Genomic DNA, 18,680 nt, shown 5'->3' on the forward strand with positions numbered 1-18,680 from the left:
ACCCAACGCCGAGGCCGTGGCCACGGCGCTGGGGGAGGTGGTGGTCGTCTAGACGGCTACCTCAACTCCGAGCATCCCCGCGAAGGCGGGGATCCAAGCTGTCTTTCAGGATGGGTCGCGACAGGCGGCGGGCGCGTCTGACTCGGCTTGGATCCCCGCCTTCGCGGGGATCTTACGGCTGGGAGGGGAGGCATCTGGTCCCTCTCGCCTGGCCAAGACTCGCCGACTCGCGTCATGCGACGCCGCGCTCTCGGGGTGCGGGCGCCTTGTGGTGGGCGCCGGGCGCAAGCTGGGCGAGCGGCGCGTCGTGGAATGCGCGCTGGGCTTGCGTGAACGGGTGGCGTTGGGCCCGAATGGTCGCAAAAAAGGCATTAAATTGGTATTATGCCTAGCCCTGTCCAATAAGGACAAAATTTCACTAATCGCCTGACTTCATTCGTATTTGTTGCCGATCGCCGATATGCGGCGCGGCTTAGCCCGACAAATTGGGCGCCTAACCGGCAATCTCTGCCGAAATACAAGCAATAGAACGGGTTGCCGGCTTTGACGGCCTTCGCGCCGGCCCCTAGTTTGCCGGTGAGCAGCGAAAAAAGGTCTTTAAATGGTCTGCTCAAAACGGCGCCGCGGGGGAGCGGCGCTAAACGGGCGCGCGCGTCGCGCCGGCTTGAGGGGATAACAAGATGATCGGTCACAAGCTTACGAGTTTCCGGCCTGCCGCAAAGCGCAAGGCCTTCGCCCTGGCCCTGCTGGCGGGCGTCAGCTTCGCCGGCGTCGCCGCCGCGCAGGACGCCGCGCCCAGCGAGGCCGTCGACGAGGTGGTGGTCACCGCCTTCCGCAAGAGCCTTGCCACGGCGCTCGACACCAAGCGCAACGACGTGCGGGTGTCGGACGGCATCTCGGCCGAGGACATCGGCAAGTTCCCGTCGGAAAACATCGCTGAAGCCATCCAGCGCATTCCGGGCGTGCAGATCTCCAACATCAACGGTCGCGGCTCGACGATCAGCATCCGGGGCCTGGGTCCGCAGTACGCCCTGACCACGGTCAACGGCCAGGCCTTCAAGAGCTCGAACTTCACCGACGGCTTCCGCTACGACGTCATCCAGACCGAGCTGGCCTCGGGCATCCAGGTCTACAAGTCGCCGACGGCCGACATGGACGCGGGCGGCCTGGCCGGCACCGTCAACATCGACACCGTGCACCCCTTCAATGTGAAGGGCCGCCAGTTGATCTTCGCCGGCAAGCTGCAGCAGCAGGAGCTGATCGGCGGCGACCCGACCGCCAAGTTCGGCGCGACCTATGTCGACCACTTCCTGGACGGCAAGCTCGGCGTGTTCCTCGGCGCCGGCTACCAGGAGCTGAAGGACCGCGGCGACTATCTGTGGATGGACCGCTGGACCGTCGCCAACGGCGTCTACACCCCGGCCCGCCTGCGTTATCGCCGCATCGACCGCGAGACCAAGCGCAGCATGATCAACGGCGCGGTGCAGTTCAAGCCGACCGACGACCTGCAGATCGACGCCATCGCCACCTACGCCAAGGACGAGACGACGCAAGAGCTGCACCAGCAGGTCTTCCTGTTCACCACGCCCTCGGCCTCGAACGTGGTGACCCTGGCGACCGCCAACAACACCGCCACCAAGGTGCAGGTGAACAACTTCCGGCTGGAGAACAACCACCAGCATGAAGACCGCCCGCAATCGACCGGCGCCTTCACGACCAAGGTCCGCTGGACCGGCATCGAGAACTGGGACTTCAGCGGCGTCGCGCACTATTCGCGCGGCCACGCCCTGTTCAACGAAGAGGCGGCGATCCTCGGCGTCAACATCGGCAGCGCCACGGTCGACATCAGCAACCCGAAGAACGTGGTCTTCACCACCTCGACGCCGCTGAGCGACACGGCCCAGTACAACACCTCGACGCTTATCCGGAACACCTACCCGAACGGCGCCTTCCGGACGATCGACTCCTACGAGAACGCCGGCCAGTTCGACGCCAAGCGCTACGTGAACTTCAGCATCCTCGACTCGGTGCAGGTCGGCGCCAAGATCCGCCAGGAAGTGCTCAAGCGCTACGTCGTGCGCCGCGACGGCCAGAACACCATCCCGGCCTCGTACTCGCCGACCATGGCCGGCTCGGGCATCACGGTCAGCAACTTCCTCGACGGCGAGGCGACCCTGCCCTCGACCTGGGTGTCGCCGAACCTCGACGCCTATCGCGAGGCCCTCAAGGCCCAGGGCGTCACCGTCTACGAAGCCTTCGACCCGGCCGGCAGCTACCGCGTCGAGCGGGACCTGGCCTCGGTCTACGCCATGGCCAACCTGAAGGGCGAGGTGCTGTCGCGCACCTTCCGCGGTAACGTGGGCGTCCGCAGCGAAAGCACCGACCAGACGGTCAACGGCTATGTCGGCGGCGCGGCCAACCCGCTGAACACCGAAGTCAAGCTGGTGGCCGGCACCTACACGACCAAGAAGTCGTACGACAACGTCCTGCCGTCGGCGAACTTCAGCTTCGACATCACCGACAACCTGCTGCTGCGCGTCGCCGCGGCCAAGGTGCTGGTGCGTCCGATCATCGACTCCAGCAACCAGCTGGCCACGACGATGACCAGCACCACCGACACCACCGGCCACAAGGTCTATACGATCTCGGTCGGCCAGGCCTCGCTGGACCCGATGACCGCCAACCAGCTGGATGTCAGCCTGGAGTGGTACTACGGCTCGGGCAACGGCCTGTCGGCGGGCTTCTTCTCGAAGAAGGTCAAGAACGGCGTCTACACCTCGACCCTGTGCCCGACCACGTACGAGGGCACCTCGCTGACCAAGGACAGCAGCGGCGTCTGCGTCTCGGCCGCCGGCGACACCTACACCATCACCCAGAGCTTCAACGACGCGCGCACCGTTGACATCCACGGCTACGAGCTGAACTGGCAACAGTCGCTCGACGCCTGGCTGCCGATCGCGGGCTTCGGCCTGATCGCCAACTACACCCACGTCAATCCGGCGACCTCGGTGACCGGCTTCAAGCTGGCCAACCTGTCGGAGCACACCGCCAACGGCACGGTCTACTGGGAAAACCAGACCTTCAGCGCGCGCCTGTCGGCCAACTACCGCAGCGCCTATGACCAGACCTCGGTCGAGAGCTTCTTCTCCGGTCCCCTGGGCCACACCGTCGATGCACGCACCCAGTTCGACCTGAACCTGGGCTACAACATCAACGAGAAGCTCAGCCTGTCGTTCGCGGCGATGAACATCAACAACGCCCAGGAAAAGGCCTATCTCGGCAACGAGAGCCGCTGGCAGATGACCTCGGTCACCGGCCCCAGCTACTACCTGTCGTTCCAGTACAAGATGTAACCCCCGATCTCCTCCCCGGAGACGCCGTTCCGTGCGGCGCAACTGCTGGTCGCCGCCCTCCTGCCGGGCGGCGGCCAGATTTTGTTTCGAGAGAGATGTCCCGATGTCGTTCACGCCCTCGCGTCGCCAGACCCTGAAGCAAGCCCTGGCCCTGATGGCGGTCTCCGGCGCGCCATCGATGGTCCTGGCCGCAGGCAAGGAGCCGGCCGGCGCGGCGGCGGCGCGGGCGGTGCTGACGCGCCGGTTCGGGCCGAAGGCGGCGGGCATCCAGCTGGCCCTGACGGCGGGCAAGGGCGGCAAGCCCGGCTACGCGGTCAAGGCGGCCGGCGGCAAGGTGACGATCAGCGGCGATACGCCGGTGGCCCTGGCCCGCGGCGCCTACGCCTATCTGAAGGACAACGGCGCGGCTTCGGTCAGCTGGGAAGGCGACCGCGTCGCCCTGCCGGCCCGCCTGCCCGACGCCGACACCGGCCGGGTCGAAAGCCCCTTCTCCCATCGCGCCTATCTGAACACCTGCACCTACGGCTACACCACGCCCTGGTGGGGCTGGGACCGCTGGACCCGCGAGATCGACTGGATGGCGGTGCACGGCGTCGACATGCCGCTGGCCATGGAAGGCCAGGAATATGTCTGGCGGGCCCTGTGGCGCGAGTTCGGGCTGAGCGAGGCCGAACTGGCCGACTACTTCTCCGGCGCGGCGTTCACGCCCTGGCACCGGATGGGCAATATCGAGGGCTACGCCGCCCCGCTGCCGACCGCCTGGATCGACAAGAAGAAGGACCTGCAGGTCAAGATCCTGTCGCGCATGCGGGGCCTGGGCATGACGCCGATCCTGCCGGCCTTCGGCGGCTATGTGCCCAAGGCCTTCGCGGCCAAGCACCCGCAGGCCAGGATCTATCGCATGCGGCCGTGGGAAGGCTTCCACGAGACCTATTGGCTGGACCCGGCCGATCCGCTGTTCGCCAGGATCGCGGGGCGGTTCCTGGCGCTCTACACGGAGACCTATGGGGCGGGGACCTACTACCTCGCCGACTCCTTCAACGAGATGCTGCCGCCGATCAACGCCGACGGCGCCGACGCGCGCGACGCGGCCTATGGCGACGGCACGGCCAACACCTCGGCGACCAAGACCAAGGTTGAGGTCGATCCGGCGCTGAAGGCCAGGCGCCTGGCCGCTTATGGCAAGGCCATCTACGACTCCATCCGCCAGAGCCGTCCGGACGCGGTGTGGGTGATGCAGGGCTGGCTGTTCGGGGCCGACAGCCACTTCTGGGATCCGGCCGCGATCGGCGCCTATCTCAGCCTGGTGCCGGACGAGAAGCTGATGATCCTCGACATCGGCAACGACCGCTATCCCGACGTCTGGAAGAACGCCAAGGCCTTCGGCGGCAAGCCGTGGATCTACGGTTACGTCCATAACTACGGCGGCAGCAACCCGGTCTATGGCGACCTCGACTACTACCGCCGCGACATCGCCGCCGTGGCCGCCAGCGGCGAGACCGGCAAGCTGTCGGGCTTTGGCATGTTCCCGGAAGGCCTGCACAACAATTCGATCGTCTACGAGGCGGTCTACGACCTGGCCTGGAACGACGGCGGGGCCTCGACGGGCGCCTGGCTGTCGAGCCGGTCGAAGGCCCGCTATGGCAAGACCTCGCCGCAGCTGGACGCGGCTATGGGCCTGCTGGTGCAGGGCGCCTATTCGACCCGCTACTGGTCCTCGCGCTGGTGGAAGAGCAAGGCGGGCGCCTATCTGTTCTTCAAGCGGCCGACGGCGACCATCGGCGAGTTCCCGGGCCATCCGGGCGACCGCGCCAAGCTGGATGCGGCGGTACGGGCGCTGAGCGGCCTGGCGCCGGGCTACGCCAAGGAAAAGCTGTTCGTGCTCGACCTGGTCGATGCGGCGCGGCAGCTGGCCAGCCTGGAGATCGACGTCCAGCTGCAGGCCGCCGTCGCGGCCTATCGCAAGGGCGATGCGGCCGCCGGCGACGCGGCTCGCGGCAAGGTGCAGGATCTGGCGCTGGCGGTCGACGCCCTGCTGGGCGTGCAGCCCGAGACCCTGGCCACCTGGATCGACGACGCCCGCGCCTATGGCGACACGCCCGCCGACAAGGCGACCTATGTGAGCAACGCAAAGGCCCAGGTGACGGTGTGGGGCGGGGAGGGCAACCTCAACGACTACGCCTCCAAGGCCTGGCAGGGGCTCTATGCCGACTTCTACCTGCCGCGCTGGAGCCGCTTCCTCGACGCCCTGAAGGCCGCAGGAACCGGTCCGTTCGACGAGGCGGCCGTGGTCAAGGACGGGATCGTCTGGGAAAAGGCCTGGGTGGCCGCCGACGTCGCCTATCGCCGGACGCCGCCGGCCGATCCCGTCGCCGGGGTCAGGGCGCTGATCGCGCGCATCGACCGGGCCTGAAGGGGGAAGACACAGCCATGACGACCAAGCCCGCCCCCCGTTTCCTGTCGCTGGACGTGTTCCGCGGCCTGACGGTCTGCCTGATGATCGTCGTCAACACCGCCGGTCCAGGCGCCAAGGCGTTCACCCAGCTGGTCCACGCCCCGTGGTTCGGCTTCACGGCGGCCGACGCGGTGTTTCCGTCGTTCCTGTTCGCCGTCGGCTGCTCGATGGCGTTCGCGTTCTCGCGGCCGATCCCGCTGCCGGCCTTCAGCGCCAAGGTGCTCAAGCGCACGGCGCTGATCTTCCTGCTCGGCTTCCTGATGTACTGGTTCCCGTTCGTGCACCACGTGGACGGGCACTGGGCGCTGGCGCCGTTCTCGCAGACCCGGGTGATGGGCGTGATGCAGCGGATCGCCCTGTGCTACCTGATCGCCGCCTTCGCCGCGCGGTTCCTGTCGCCGCGCTGGATCCTGGCGCTGTGCGCGGGCCTGCTGCTGGGTTACTGGGCGATCCTGCTGGGCTTTGGCGACGGCGATCCCTATTCCAAGCTCGGCAACGCCGGGACCAAGCTCGACCTGCTGATCGTCGGCCGCGACCACCTCTATCGCAAGGACGGCGGCTTCGATCCGGAAGGGCTGCTGGGCACGCTGCCGTCGACCGTCAACGTGCTGGCCGGCTACCTTGCCGCCCGCGCCCTGCGGCAGGCGACCGACACCCGCAAGACCCTGGTGCGAATGGCGGGCCTGGGCGCGGTGCTGATCCTGGCGGCCCTGGCCTGGAACCCCTGGTTCCCGATCGCCAAGAAGCTGTGGACCGGCCCCTTCGTGCTGCTGACCGTGGGCATCGACCTGCTGGTCCTGGCCGCCCTGACGGCGGTGCTCGAAGGCCGCGAGCCCAATGCTGGCACCCGCCTCTTCCAGGTGTTCGGCCTCAATCCGCTGGTGATCTACCTGTTCTCGGAGCTGTTCGTGGTGACGCTGAACCAGTTCGCGATCGGCGGCGTCGGGCCGTACGAGTGGGTGGGCGTTCATGTGTTCCAGGCGGTCGCGCCGGGGGCGGTGGGCTCGCTGCTGTGCGCGGTGGCCTACATGCTGGTGTGCTGGCTGCTGGGCTGGGTGATGTATCGGAAGAACTGGGTGGTGAAGCTGTAGGGGCGACTCCCTCTCCCATGGGGAGAGGGTCGGGGTGAGGGGGTACGCCGCCCGCCGGCGTGCCGGCACGCCGTCAAACCTCGTAACCACTCACCCTCCCACCGCTTCGCGGCGGGCCCCTCCCTCTCTCTAAGAGAGAGGGTTTTTCTACACCGCCCCCGCCGCCGCGCTCTCGGCATAGCCCCGCAAGCGCGCGGCGATGACCTCGCCCACGGCTTCGGCCGCGGGGCGCTGGGGGAAGTGGGTGCGCCAGACGATGCGGATGGTGCGGCCGGCGCTGGCTGACAGCGGCCGCAGGACGATGCCGGCGTCCTGGGCGACGCCCGAGGCCAGGCCCGGGATCAGGGTGGTGCCGTAGCCGGCGGCGACCATGTTGAGCAGGGTCGAGAGGCTGGAGGCGCGCAGGGCCGCGCCCAGGGCCGTGGTGCTCTTGCCGCAGGCCTCCAGCGCCTGGTCGCGCAGGCAGTGGCCCTCGGCCAGCACCAGGATGTCACGGGCCAGGTCGGTCTCGGCGATGGTCTCGCGGCCGGCCAGCGGATGGTCCGGCGGCAGGGCGGCCAGGAACGGCTCGGCGAACAGGGCGCGACCGTCGAGGTCGGGCGCGGCCTCGTCGGTGGCCAGCAGGATGGCGTCCAGCTCGTGGGCGCGCAGGCGTTCCAGCAGGGCGGCGGTCTGGTCTTCCCAGGGTTCGAGATCCAGCGAGGGCAGAGCCTCGCGCAGCGGCGCGAACACCAGCGGCAGCAGGTAGGGGGCCAGGGTCGGGATGATGCCCAGGCGGAAGCGGCCGGCCATCGGGTCGCGCAGGTTTCGGGCTGTGGCCAGCACCGCCTCACCGGCCGTTACCGCCGTGCGGGCGTGGCCGAGCAACTGGCGGCAGGCGGCGGTGGGGGCGGCGGTCTTGCTGGTGCGCTCGAACAAGGTGACGCCCAGGAGCTCCTCCAGCTTGCGGATCTGCACCGACAGGGTGGGCTGGCTGACGCCGCAGGCGCGGGCCGCGCGGCCGAAATGCTCGTGCTCGGCCACGGCCAGCAGATAGCGCAGGTCACGCAGGTTCATGGTCCCTCCCGATAGGAAGAGCCTATCGCAACCATTGGACTTCGGCGCTTCTATTCAACCTGGGTTTGCGAGATGGTCGCCCCAGAGTTCGGGCGTGGGAGCCAGGCTGCGACGTCGAAAGATCGCGGCCGTTTCCCTCGCCCAGGGAGGACGCCCTGGATGCCCCATGCCGTGGACGCCGTCCTGCAGGACGCGTTGCGCCGGGCGGGACTGCCGTGCCGTGGCGCGGCGCCCCGGCTGCTGGCGCTGCTGCGCGCGTCGGAAGAAACCCACCTGACCGCGCCCGAGATCGCCGACCTTGCCGCCGAGGCGGGCCTGTCGCTGGCCCCTGCCGACCTGGCCCGCCAGCTGGAGGCGTTCGCCGACCACGGCCTGGTCAGCCGCCTGCCGACGACCGGCGGCGAGCCGGTGTTCGACACCCAGCCCGAGCCGCATTTCCATCTGGTCTATGAGGAGACGGCGCGGATCGTCGACCTGCACGTCTCGCCCGAGACCCTGCTGGCCATGCTCCGGGACGCCCTGGCGCGGCGTCCCGGCGGGGTGGAGGTGATGGTGGTGTTCCGCCGCGAGGAGGACGGACCGGCGTCCTAGGCGCGGGTGCGGTGCAGGCGGTGCATGTCGTCGCGGCGGAGGCCGCCCAGCGCCGCGGCGACGCTGGCGGCGAAGGCGCTGGTCAGGGCGCCGACGCCCAGGAACAGCGAGATCTGCGCGGCGACGTGCGTGGCGCGCAGCACCTCGGCCGGCGACAGGGCGACGTCGGGAACGATCGCCGCCGACGGGGCGGTCAGGGCGCCGAGCAGCAGCAAGCCGACCACGCTGGCCGCCCAGGCCAGAAGGCCGTGGGCGGTGTCGCGGAAGTGGACCTCGTGGTCGTGGACGTGCAGCCACTTGGTCCGCAGCCGTCCGGCGAGATAGCCGCCGAGCATGCTGGCGATGATCTGGGCGGCGACGAAGATCGCGCCGACGACGGGGGTGAAGTCCCGCGCCTCGATCCCGTTGGGCCAGCGCGGCTTGATGCCCAGGCCGAAGCCCGCGCCGAGCGACAGCAGGACGAACAGCGTGGCGATGGTCGCCGCGGCGCCGGCCGCGATCGCGTCCCAGCTGACGGCCGATTGCTGCTCTTCGGGGACGACATCGAGGGTCTGGTCGGTTCCGTAAGCCATGGCGGGGGTCCGATCAGAAGTGATGGGTGCAGAAGGCGAGCAGAAGGATGATGGGAAGCGGCACGCCGAGGAGCACCAGAAGGATCGATCGCATCGCAAATCTTCCTGCGCGAGAGGGGAGGGCGGAGGGCCTCTTGCGAAGCCTTGCTTGTCCACCCTCAACGACCCGCCCGGACGGCGGTTCCGCTGCTCCGAATTCCCCCCCTGGCGCCCGGGCCGAAACGACGACGCCCCGCCCGACGGGAGCCGGACGGGGCGCTGCGAACCTTCCTGAGTGGAAAGGATCAGTACTTCAGGTTCAGGGTCAGCAGGGCCGTGCGGCCTTCGGCGATCTGGACCATGTGGGTGCTGTAGGGCTTCAGCGCGTAACGCTCGTCCGTCAGGTTCTGCAGGTTCAGCTGCAGGCTGGCGTTCTGGTTGACGTTCCACGAGGCCATGGCGTCGTAGCGCCAGTAGCTGGGCACCTCGTAGGTGTTGGCCGCGTTGGCGTAGCGCTTGGACATGTAGGACGCGCCGCCGCCGATCGTGAAAGCCCGGCCGAAGTTGTACGACGTCCAGCCGCTGAAGGCGTGCTTGGGCGTGTTGGGGAACATCTTGCCGTTGTTCACCGAAGGCGTGGCCACGGTGGTGGCGGGGGTGGTCGACGTGGCCGGGATGGTGGTGACCGTGAAGCCGCCGTCGATCACTTCGCTGTCGGTGTAGGTGTAGCCGGCGGTTACGCTCCAGGCGCGGGTCAGCTGACCGCCGACGCCGAGTTCGACGCCCTGGGCGCGGGTCTGGCCGACCAACTGAGTGCTGCCGTCGGTGTCGATGACGCGGGCGTTGGTCTTGTCGGTGCGGAAGATCGCGCCGGTCAGGTTCAGGCGGTTGTCGAGCAGGTTCCACTTGGCGCCCAGCTCGTAGCTGTCGTTCTGCTCCGGATCGAGGTTGACCGTGGTGGCCGCCACGGAGGAGGTGTCGCCGGCGCCTTCGCCCGACGGGTTCGACGAGCTGCCGTAGGAGGCGTAGATGCTGGCGTTTTCCACCGGCTTGTAGACGACGCCAGCCTGGTAGTTCCAGAAGCGCGACTCGTTGCGCAGGCTGGAGGTCGGGGTGACGCCCGAGGCCGAGATCGTGCCGCCCAGATACTTGTTGGTGTAGTCGTCGTGGCGGACGCCCAGATTCACCAGCCAGTGCTCGTTCAGCTCGATGGTGTCGAAGGCGAACACGGCGCGGGTGCGCACGATGGTGCGGGTGAAGGTCGGCGAGCGGGTGACCGTGCCGATCCACGGATCGTTGGCGTTAGGGTTGTCCAGGGTGGTGCAGTTGTAGCCGTAGGCCGCGCCCAGGCGCGAGGCGTTGCAACCCAGGTTGCCGTTGACCAGCGTGCCCGAGGTGACGCCCGGCGAAGAGATGACGTAGCCCTGGCTGTGGGTCTGCTCCTGGGCCATCTCCGTGCCGATGGCGACGCTGTGCTTGAAGCCGCCGGCGTTGAACTCGCCGGTCACGGTCGTGGCGTTGGCCGTGGTCGTGGTCAGGGTGTTGCGGTTCTTCGACGAGCGGAAGAGGTAGCCGTTGGGGACGTTGCGCTTGGTGTCGTCGGGGTTGGTGGCGACGTAGGCGTTGGTGGTGCGGCCGTAGCGGGTGGAGGTCGAGAACTTCCACGTGCCGCCCAGGTCCTGCTGGAAGCGCAGGGTCGAGACGTCGGCGCTGGTGTCGCGGAAATCGCGGCTGGTCAGGCCGTAGAACTTGTCGTCGTGGCCGGTCAGCATCTTGCCGTAGGTGACCGAGCCCACCGTGGTCGGCACGTAGGGGATGCCGTAGTCAGGCAGCTCGCTGCTTTCCAGGTGGTAGTAGTCGAGGGTCAGGCGGGTCGGGCCGTTGAGGCCGAAGCCGACCGAGGCGGCCGCGCCCCAGCGGTCGCCGTGCACGTAGTCGCGGCCGTTGACCTCGTTCTCGTGATAGAGGGCGTTGAGGCGCAGGGCGATCCCGTCGGTCACCTGCTCGTTGACGTCGACGGCCACGCGGCGGGTCGCGTTGTCGCCGAGGGTCAGGGTGGCGGCCTTGGAGTCGCCGAGACGGGCGACCTTGCTGACCAGGTTGACGCTGCCCCCGGTCGAGCCGCGGCCGCTGTAGGCCGAGCTGGGGCCCTTGACGATCTCGATCTGCTCCAGGGCGAAGACTTCGCGCGACTGGCCGCCGGCGTCACGGATGCCGTCGACGAAGATGTCCGAGGTCGAGTCCATGCCGCGGATGCGCGGACGGTCGCCGGCCGGCGAGCCGCCTTCGCCCGATTCCAGCGTGATGCCCGGCACGGTGCGGAAGGCGTCGGCCAGGCTGGTGATGGCCTGCTGCTGCAGCGCGTCGGTGGTGATGATGTTGACGGTCTTGGGGGTGTCGAGCAGCGGAGCGGTGAACTTCTCCGACTGCGGACGGGCCTGCTTCTTGCCGTTGACGTCGACGCCCGAGACGTCGGTGGCGTCCGTGGCCGGAGCGGCAGCCGAGGCGGTGGCGATCGGCGCGGCGGCGTCGGCTTCGGCGGCGTGGGCGACGCCAGCGCCCAGGGTCAGGCCGGCGAGGCCCGCGACGGCGGTGGCGCTCAGCGCGCGGCGGCGAACGCTGGCGACGCCAGCGACGGACGGCTTCTTCATCTCGATATCCCCTCGAGCCGCAACCGTTGAATGTCGGCTGCTTGACAATGAGAGGCGCTCTTAATCGCACAGGTCCGGAAGATCAATGCGAGGCATTCGCAGCTATCGTCAGGCGGTTGAACTGCGGCCCTGAAGACACAGTGCGCTCAATGGGCGCGTGACGTCTCAGGCGCTCGCTTCGCGCGAGTGCTGAATGTTGTGTTTCAGCTTCGCAACATTCGGTCGACCCGGCCGGCGAGGTCGGAAACCGCGAACGGCTTGGTCAGGACTTCCATCCCAGGCTGGATGTGGCCGTGGTTCAGCACCGCGTTCTCGGCATAGCCGGTGATGAACATCACCTTGAGGTCGGGCCGCAGGTCGCGGGCGGCGTCGGCGACCTGGCGGCCGTTGAGGCCGCCCGGCAGGCCGACATCGGTGATCAGCAGGTCAATGCGGGCGTCCGACTGCAGCAGGCGCAAGCCCGTCGGCCCGTCGGCGGCCTCGATGCAGGCGTAGCCCAGCTCCTGCAGAGCGTCGACGATCAGCATCCGCACCGTCGGCTCGTCGTCGACCACCAGCACCGTCTCGCCCGCGCCCAACTGGACGGACGGGAAGGTGACGACATCGGTCTCGGCCGCTTCTTCCTCGCCGAAGTGGCGGGGCAGGTAGATGCAGACCATCGTGCCCTGGCCGACCTCGGAATAGATCCGCACGTGGCCGTGCGACTGGCGGGCGAAGCCGTAGACCATCGACAGGCCAAGGCCCGTGCCCTCGCCGATCGGCTTGGTGGTGAAGAACGGGTCGAACACCCGCTCCTGGATGGACTTGTCCATGCCCACGCCGGTGTCGCTGACGCAGACCGTGACGTACTGGCCCGCCTCCATGCCGCGTTCCTGGGCGGCGCGGTGGTCGAGCCACTTGTTGCCGGTCTCGATGGTGATGCGTCCGCCGTCGGGCATGGCGTCGCGGGCGTTGATGCAGAGGTTGAGGAGCGCGTTCTCCAGCTGGTTGGCGTCGACCAGGGCGGGCCACAGGCCGGCCGCCGCGACGGTCTCGACCGCGATCGCCGGGCCGACCGTACGCCGCACCAGATCGACGAACTCGGCCATCAGCCGGTTGATGACCACGGGCCGGGGCGACAGGGTCTGGCGGCGCGAGAAGGCCAGCAGGCGGTGGGTGAGGGCCGCGGCCCTCCGCGCCGCGCCCTGGCCGGCGGCCAGATAGCGGTCGACATCGGCCATGCGCCCCTGCTGCAGGCGCGTGCCGATCATCTCGAACGAGCCGGAGACGCCTGACAGCAGGTTGTTGAAGTCGTGGGCGAGGCCCCCGGTCAGCTGGCCCACAGCCTCCATCTTCTGGGCCTGGCGCAGGGCCTCCTCGGCCTCGCGCAGGCGCTCCTGCTCGGCCAGGCGCTCGGTGACGTCGTAGACGAACTGGTAGGCGCCGGTCTGCGCGCCGGCTTCGTCGCGCAGCACGCCGAACCGCATCTCGTAGTAGCGGCGGTAGCGACCAGGGTCGCCATAGGCGTCGACCTCGACGAACTCCTCGCCGGCCAGGGCGCGGGACCAGACAGCGCGCACCTGCTCGCGATTTTCGGGCTGGTCGTCCAGCAGGTCGAGCATGCTGTCGCCGACGTGGGGCGCCACGCCGAAGACCCGCTCGAACTCGCCGGCCGCGGCGCTGTTGATGGCCAGCCAGCGGAAGTTCCGGTCGGCCACCTGGATGAAGGCGTTGGCGCCCTCCATCGCGTCGGCCAGGGTGCGCCGCTCGGCGAGGGCGGCGGCGACGCGCTGTTCCAGCGTCTCGTTCAGCTCGCGCAGCGCCAGCTCGGCCCGGCGCCGCTCGGTGATGTCCTGGAACAGCACCGCCACCTGCTTGCGCTCGGGCGGCTCGATGCGGAACGACGACAGCGACAGGTAGCGGCCGGTGGCGACTAGTTCCTGCTCGAAGCGGATCGGCTGGCCGGTGCGCAGCACCTGGCCGTAGCGCGCCACCCAGGCGTCGGCCTCGTCGCCGACCATCTCGCGCAGCTTCTGGCCGACCACGTCGGGAATGCCGGCATGGCGGGCGTAGGCGGCGTTGGCGTCGATATGGACGTAGTCGCTGAGCGGCCCGTGCGGGCCGTCGAAGAACTCGATGATGCAGAAGCCCTCGTCCATCGAGTCAAAGAGGGTGCGGTAGAGCTGCTCGCTCTCGGCGCTCTTCTGCAGCGACAGCCGCAGGTCCAGCTGGTTCATCACCTGCCGGGCCAGCACCTGCAGGGTGCGCCGCTGCAGGGGCGACAGGTCCTTGGGCGCGGTGTCGAGCACGCACAGCGTGCCGATCGGCAGGCCCTCGGCCGTCTTCAGCAGGGCGCCGGCGTAGAACCGCAGGCCGGGCGTGTCGGTGACCAGCGGATTGCCGGAAAAGCGCTTGTCCTGGGTGGCGTCGGGGACCAGCAGGAAGTCGTCCTCGAGGATCGCCTTGGCGCAGAACGAGGTCTCCAGCGGCGTCTCGCGCACGCCCAGCCCGACCTCGGCCTTGAAGAACTGGCGGTGCTCGTCGATCAGGTTGACGACCGCGATCGGCGTGCCGCAGATTTCGGCCGCCAGGGCGGCGATCTCGTCGAAGGCGGCTTCGCGCGGGGTGTCGAGAATGTCGTAACGGCGGAGGGCCGCGAGACGGCGGGTCTCGCGCTCCGACGGATCGGCAGCGTCCATGCGAACTTGAGGCCCCCCGATCCCCGGCAGCGTCGACTCGCCGACGAACTGGCGTCGGCCTAGACGCTTAGACGCTTGGCGCGTTCAAGGGTTCCATGCAAGCACGGTAAAGCTTGTGGAAGAAGCTCAGCCCCAGCCTTCCGACACGCCCGAGCGGCGGGCCATCGGCGTCACCGAGGTGGGCTTCTGCGACGGCTGCGGCTGGTCGGCCGGCTTGCCGTAGAGCCAGCCCTGGGCGAAGTCGACGCCGGCCTTGCGGACCACGTCCTCGACGTCGGCGGTCTCGACCATCTCGGCGACGGTGCGGACGTTGAGGTCGCGGCACAGCTCGACCAGGCGGCGGACCATGGCCCCGTCGCGGCTGTTGCCGGCCAGCTCGCGCACGTAGCGGCCGTCGATCTTGACGATGTCGAGGGTCAGTTCCTGCAGATAGGCGAAAGAGGCCGCGCCGGCCCCGAAGTCGTCGAGGCAGACCAGCGAGCCCAGGCCGCGCAGGGCCTGGATGTGGCGGTTGGCGCGCGGCAGGTCGTCGATGGCGCTGGTCTCGGTGACCTCGAAGATCAGCTTGCCCTTGGCGGCCGGGGTCTGGGCCAGCAGGCGGCTGATATGGTCGACGAAGGTCTCGCTGACGATGGTGCGGCCCGAGACGTTGACCGCCAGCTTCACCGAGCCGCTGCGGTCCGAGGCGATCCGGCGCACCGCCTGCTCGGCGATGGCGTGGTCCAGCTCCTCGATGATGTCGAACTCCTCGGCCATGCGGATCAGGGCGAAGGGGCTGGCGCCGTCCTCGAAGCGCACCAGCGCCTCGTGGTGGTGGGCCTGGCCGTTCGAAAGATCGACCACGGGCTGGTAGGCGAGGGTGAAGCGGCGCTGGCTGACGGCCGCGCCCAGGGCTCCGGCGCGGGCCAGGGTGCGTTTCACCGAGCGGTTCATCGCCTCCGACAGGGTCAGGGGCGGGGTGTCCTTCAGGCCTTCGCGCAGGAAGTCGTCGAGGGCGTAGCGCAGGGCGCGCAGGCCGCGCGACGAGGCCCCGCCGTCCAGCGGCACGACGTGGGCGCTGGCGTCGAGGGCGGCGATCTTGGTCAGGCGGGCGGCCAGGGCCTCGGGCCGGTCGTCCTTGGCCCGCAGCAGGGCGTAGCGGTCGGGCGAGACCTGGGTGGCCATGGCGCCGGCGTGGGACTCGGCCCGCACCGCGCCGGCGATCTTCATGTCCAGGGCCAGGGCGTCGGGGCCGGTCATGCCTTCGCGCAGGGCCGACAGGCCGGCGAACTCGACCATGGCCAGTTCGAGTTCGAGCCCGGTGACCCGCGCCGCTTCAAACAGGCCCTTGGCGATCTCCTCGAAGTTCTCGCGCGGGCGCAGGCCCTTGGCGTCGAGGCCGCCGGCCGGGGCGCGGGCGGCGGTGATCGCCACGGAGGTGCGACCGAAATTGTCGGGGAGGGCCCGCAGAGTGACTCCAACGAAGCGTTCCGGCTCGCCGGCCACGCGGACGGTGACCGGACCCCGGCGCTGTCCCTCGTCGAGCGCATAGAGCGCCGCGTCCATCAACGGACGGTCGGCGGCGGTGAACAGGTCGCGCCAGACGCGGCCGATCAAGGAGGTTTCGGGTTTGCCCATGATCTTTTGCGCGGCGCCCAGGGCGAGGCTGACGCGGTCGCCCTCGAGTTCTAGCAACAGGTCGGCGCTGGCGAAGGCCAGTCCCAGCAAGCGGCGCGGATCGATAGACAAGGCGAAGCTCCCCCAGAGGAGAGGCAGCTTGCAGGGCTTAGCTTAAAGAGGCGTGCACGCGCCGGGTCGCGACTTGGGGGTGCGACCGCCCGCCGCAGGCGGGAAAAACCGGCGGGGCGCGATCGAAAAGAACATCTTGCGAACATAGAACAAAATGTGTACGCATTAATCATTCCACAGGCGGTAGGCGTAGCGGCGCTCGAACTTCCGGCCGGACGGTCGGAATCATGGAATAAGGCGGATCATCCAATGACAAGTCAGGCGGCTTTGAAACTCGTGGGCAAGGAAGAAGGCGACAAGGCGCGGGCGCTCGAAGCGGCCCTGGCGCAGATCGATCGGGCCTTCGGCAAGGGCTCGGTGATGAAGCTGGGCGAAAAGGGCAAGGCCGAGATCGCCTCGGTCTCCACCGGCTCGCTCGGTCTCGACATCGCGCTCGGCATCGGCGGCCTGCCCAAGGGCCGGGTGATCGAGATCTACGGTCCCGAAAGCTCGGGCAAGACGACCCTGGCGCTGCACGTGGTGGCGGAAGTCCAGAAGGCCGGCGGCACCGCCGCTTTCGTCGACGCCGAGCACGCGCTGGATCCGGGCTACGCCTTCAAGCTGGGCGTCAATCTCGACAACCTGCTGGTCTCCCAGCCCGACAACGGCGAGCAGGCGCTGGAGATCACCGACACCCTGGTGCGCTCGGGCGCCGTGGACATCGTCGTGGTCGACTCCGTGGCGGCCCTGACCCCGAAGGCCGAAATCGAAGGCGAGATGGGCGACAGCCTGCCCGGCCTTCAGGCCCGCCTGATGAGCCAGGCGCTGCGCAAGCTGACCGGCTCGATCAACAAGGCCAACACCATCGTCATCTTCATCAACCAGATCCGTCACAAGATCGGGGTGATGTACGGCAGCCCCGAGACCACGACGGGCGGCAACGCGCTGAAGTTCTACGCCTCGGTGCGCCTGGACATCCGCCGCACCGGCTCGGTCAAGAACCGCGACGAGATCATCGGCAACAACGTCCGCGTCAAGGTGGTCAAGAACAAGGTCGCCCCGCCGTTCCGCGAGGTCGAGTTCGACATCATGTACGGTGAAGGCATCTCCAAGCTCGGCGAGATCATCGACCTGGGCGTCAAGGGCGGCATCATCGACAAGGCCGGCTCCTGGTTCTCCTACAACAGCCAGCGTATCGGCCAGGGCCGCGACAACGTCCGTGAGTTCCTCAAGAACAACAAGGACCTGGCCAACGAGATCGAGCAGGCCGTGCGCAAGGCCTCGCAGAAGATCGAGGAAGAGCTGCTGGTCGGCGGTCCCGAAGAGGGCGACGACGAATAAGGACAAGCTGGCGCGAGCGCCTCGCGCCACGCTTCGCGGCCGCCGCCCGCCGAGGGCGACCCCGCCATAACGCCCGCGGCGGACTTCACCGCCAACGACGGCCGCGACCCCGGACGCCTGGACCCCATGCCAGGCGTCCGATTTCGTTTCTCCTCCCTCGCGTAGCGGGGGAGGTGGCGCGGCGCGAATACGCGCCGTGACGGAGGGGGCGAGGGACGGCGCGCGGGCTCGCGTCTTTCCCCCTAAGTCGCGGAGTTTATCCTCGGGCCGACCTCTGGCCGGACCCGGGGCGACAGCTCCCCCAGAGGGGGAGCATCTTACTGGATGCGCCGACGCCGGCCGGCAGATCCTCCCCCTCTGGGGGAGGTGGCCCGAAGGGCCGGAGGGGGGCCGTTTTCAGCTTCTAAGACGTTGGCCGATCTCCAACACCCCTCAGTTCCCCACCCGCGTCGGCGGCCGCTGCACGCAGACCGGCGCGCCGTCGATCACCGCCACACGGGCCGATCCTGGCGGCGCGTAGAAGGCCTGCTTGCCGCCGACGCTGACCGCCAGGGCGATCGGGCCGGTGAAGTCGCAGACCGGCGCCTCGCGCTCGCCGCCGGCCTGGGGATAAGTGCGGTGGGTGCATTCCAGGTGGCCGGCGCCCCGCACCAGGCTGACGCCGTCGAAGGCGAAGGTCATCGGCTTGCGCGGTCGGGCCTCGAAGGCGGCCTGGGTCATGGCGGGGCAGGGCGTTCCGGCCAGCGACCAGTAGGCGTCGGCGGCCGCGCCCGCCTCGCGCTGCTTGATCACGACATAGCCCAGCAGCGGCGCGGTGATCGCCACGGCGAGGGCCGCCCACAGCAGCCAGCCGCCGCGCCTGGTCCGTCCGTCGATCCGCAGCGCGCCCGGCCGTCCCACAATCTCCGCGTCGTTCATGATGGTCCTCCCGCCTGGCGACAGTAGGGGCGTGAGCACCGCTGAGCCAAGACCTTAACGCCGCGCTACCCCCTCAGTCGCTCCGCGACAGCTCCCCCAGAGGGGGAGCATCTTCTTGGTGAGGCGCTAGCCAAGATCCTCCCCCTGTGGGGGAGGTGGCCCAAAGGGCCGGAGGGGGGGCGTTTTCAGCTTCCGCGAAATTAGCCGACCGCTACGCACGCCCCAACCGATCGCTACGCGATCGCCTCCCCCACAGGGAGAGGATCTTCCATTCGATTTCCCCAAAAC

Annotated in this window: 11 protein-coding genes and 2 pseudogenes; 6 read left to right on the forward strand and 7 right to left on the reverse strand. The window is 68.7% G+C overall.

Annotated features, from left to right (window positions below):
• The first annotated feature begins 680 nt into the window (after positions 1-680).
• The 4 genes and pseudogenes from I4Q42_RS18580 to I4Q42_RS26175 form a co-directional block, all read left to right on the forward strand.
• Positions 681-3,353 (forward strand): TonB-dependent receptor, encoded by a 2,673-nt coding sequence (locus I4Q42_RS18580; protein ID WP_198577586.1) that lies wholly within the window; start codon positions 681-683, stop codon positions 3,351-3,353.
• A 103-nt stretch (positions 3,354-3,456) separates the two neighbouring features.
• Positions 3,457-5,766, forward strand: a complete 2,310-nt coding sequence (locus tag I4Q42_RS18585; RefSeq protein WP_198577587.1) for an alpha-N-acetylglucosaminidase — start codon at positions 3,457-3,459, stop codon at positions 5,764-5,766.
• A gap of 17 nt (positions 5,767-5,783) precedes the next feature.
• The gene (locus tag I4Q42_RS18590) at positions 5,784-6,899 is read left to right on the forward strand and encodes an acyltransferase family protein (RefSeq protein WP_198577588.1); all 1,116 of its coding nucleotides are present in this window, start codon (positions 5,784-5,786) and stop codon (positions 6,897-6,899) included.
• Between the two features lie 34 nt (positions 6,900-6,933).
• Positions 6,934-7,026: pseudogene (locus I4Q42_RS26175) on the forward strand (hypothetical protein); the annotation flags it as partial.
• Positions 7,027-7,046: 20 nt separating this feature from the next.
• On the opposite strand, the gene I4Q42_RS18595 reads toward I4Q42_RS26175, so the two are convergent.
• Entirely contained in the window at positions 7,047-7,955 is a 909-nt protein-coding gene (locus I4Q42_RS18595) for a LysR substrate-binding domain-containing protein (RefSeq protein ID WP_198577589.1), read from the reverse strand.
• Between the two features lie 159 nt (positions 7,956-8,114).
• Between I4Q42_RS18595 and I4Q42_RS18600 the strand changes: the two genes are divergently transcribed.
• Positions 8,115-8,546 carry a transcriptional repressor gene (locus I4Q42_RS18600; protein ID WP_198577590.1) on the forward strand — a complete coding sequence of 144 codons (432 nt, stop codon included), beginning with the start codon at positions 8,115-8,117 and terminating at the stop codon, positions 8,544-8,546.
• Here I4Q42_RS18600 and I4Q42_RS18605 read toward each other — a convergent pair.
• The 5 genes and pseudogenes from I4Q42_RS18605 to I4Q42_RS18635 all read right to left on the reverse strand — a co-directional run bounded on the left by I4Q42_RS18605 (position 8,543) and on the right by I4Q42_RS18635 (position 16,154).
• Positions 8,543-9,118, reverse strand: coding sequence for a hypothetical protein (locus I4Q42_RS18605; protein WP_198577591.1), 576 nt, complete (start codon positions 9,116-9,118; stop codon positions 8,543-8,545). The genes I4Q42_RS18600 and I4Q42_RS18605 overlap by 4 nt on opposite strands.
• A gap of 284 nt (positions 9,119-9,402) precedes the next feature.
• A complete protein-coding gene (locus I4Q42_RS18610) occupies positions 9,403-11,748 on the reverse strand; it encodes a TonB-dependent receptor (RefSeq protein ID WP_198577592.1) in 2,346 nt (781 codons plus the stop codon).
• Positions 11,749-11,951: 203 nt separating this feature from the next.
• Entirely contained in the window at positions 11,952-13,982 is a 2,031-nt protein-coding gene (locus I4Q42_RS26180) for a PAS domain-containing protein (protein WP_408611103.1), read from the reverse strand.
• Positions 13,965-14,426, reverse strand: a pseudogene (locus tag I4Q42_RS18630) (GAF domain-containing protein); the annotation flags it as partial. The pseudogene I4Q42_RS18630 and the gene I4Q42_RS26180, both read right to left, overlap by 18 nt.
• A 126-nt stretch (positions 14,427-14,552) precedes the next feature.
• Positions 14,553-16,154 carry an EAL domain-containing protein gene (locus I4Q42_RS18635; RefSeq protein ID WP_198577593.1) on the reverse strand — a complete coding sequence of 534 codons (1,602 nt, stop codon included), beginning with the start codon at positions 16,152-16,154 and terminating at the stop codon, positions 14,553-14,555.
• A 249-nt stretch (positions 16,155-16,403) separates the two neighbouring features.
• Here I4Q42_RS18635 and recA point away from each other — a divergent pair, with 249 nt between their 5' ends.
• Positions 16,404-17,474 (forward strand): recombinase RecA, encoded by a 1,071-nt coding sequence (gene recA / locus I4Q42_RS18640; protein WP_198577594.1) that lies wholly within the window; start codon positions 16,404-16,406, stop codon positions 17,472-17,474.
• A gap of 432 nt (positions 17,475-17,906) precedes the next feature.
• Here the strand turns inward: recA and I4Q42_RS18645 are convergent, their stop codons facing one another.
• Complete coding sequence (locus tag I4Q42_RS18645) at positions 17,907-18,392, reverse strand: hypothetical protein (protein ID WP_198577595.1); 486 nt, start codon at positions 18,390-18,392, stop codon at positions 17,907-17,909.
• Positions 18,393-18,680: the final 288 nt, after the last annotated feature.

Source organism: Caulobacter hibisci, assembly GCF_016135805.1.
In the GTDB taxonomy this organism is placed as follows: domain Bacteria; phylum Pseudomonadota; class Alphaproteobacteria; order Caulobacterales; family Caulobacteraceae; genus Caulobacter; species Caulobacter hibisci.

Excerpts from the sequence above, each read along its gene's own strand:
- I4Q42_RS18590 (WP_198577588.1), top strand. The coding sequence starts at position 5,784 with ATGACGACCAAGCCCGCCCCCCGTTTCCTGTCGCTGGACGTGTTCCGC.
- I4Q42_RS18600 (WP_198577590.1), top strand. The coding sequence starts at position 8,115 with ATGCCCCATGCCGTGGACGCCGTCCTGCAGGACGCGTTGCGCCGGGCG.
- I4Q42_RS18645 (WP_198577595.1), bottom strand. The coding sequence starts at position 18,392 with ATGAACGACGCGGAGATTGTGGGACGGCCGGGCGCGCTGCGGATCGAC.
- I4Q42_RS18585 (WP_198577587.1), top strand. The coding sequence starts at position 3,457 with ATGTCGTTCACGCCCTCGCGTCGCCAGACCCTGAAGCAAGCCCTGGCC.
- I4Q42_RS18595 (WP_198577589.1), bottom strand. The coding sequence starts at position 7,955 with ATGAACCTGCGTGACCTGCGCTATCTGCTGGCCGTGGCCGAGCACGAG.
- I4Q42_RS18610 (WP_198577592.1), bottom strand. The coding sequence starts at position 11,748 with ATGAAGAAGCCGTCCGTCGCTGGCGTCGCCAGCGTTCGCCGCCGCGCG.
- I4Q42_RS18580 (WP_198577586.1), top strand. The coding sequence starts at position 681 with ATGATCGGTCACAAGCTTACGAGTTTCCGGCCTGCCGCAAAGCGCAAG.
- I4Q42_RS18605 (WP_198577591.1), bottom strand. The coding sequence starts at position 9,118 with ATGGCTTACGGAACCGACCAGACCCTCGATGTCGTCCCCGAAGAGCAG.
- recA (WP_198577594.1), top strand. The coding sequence starts at position 16,404 with ATGACAAGTCAGGCGGCTTTGAAACTCGTGGGCAAGGAAGAAGGCGAC.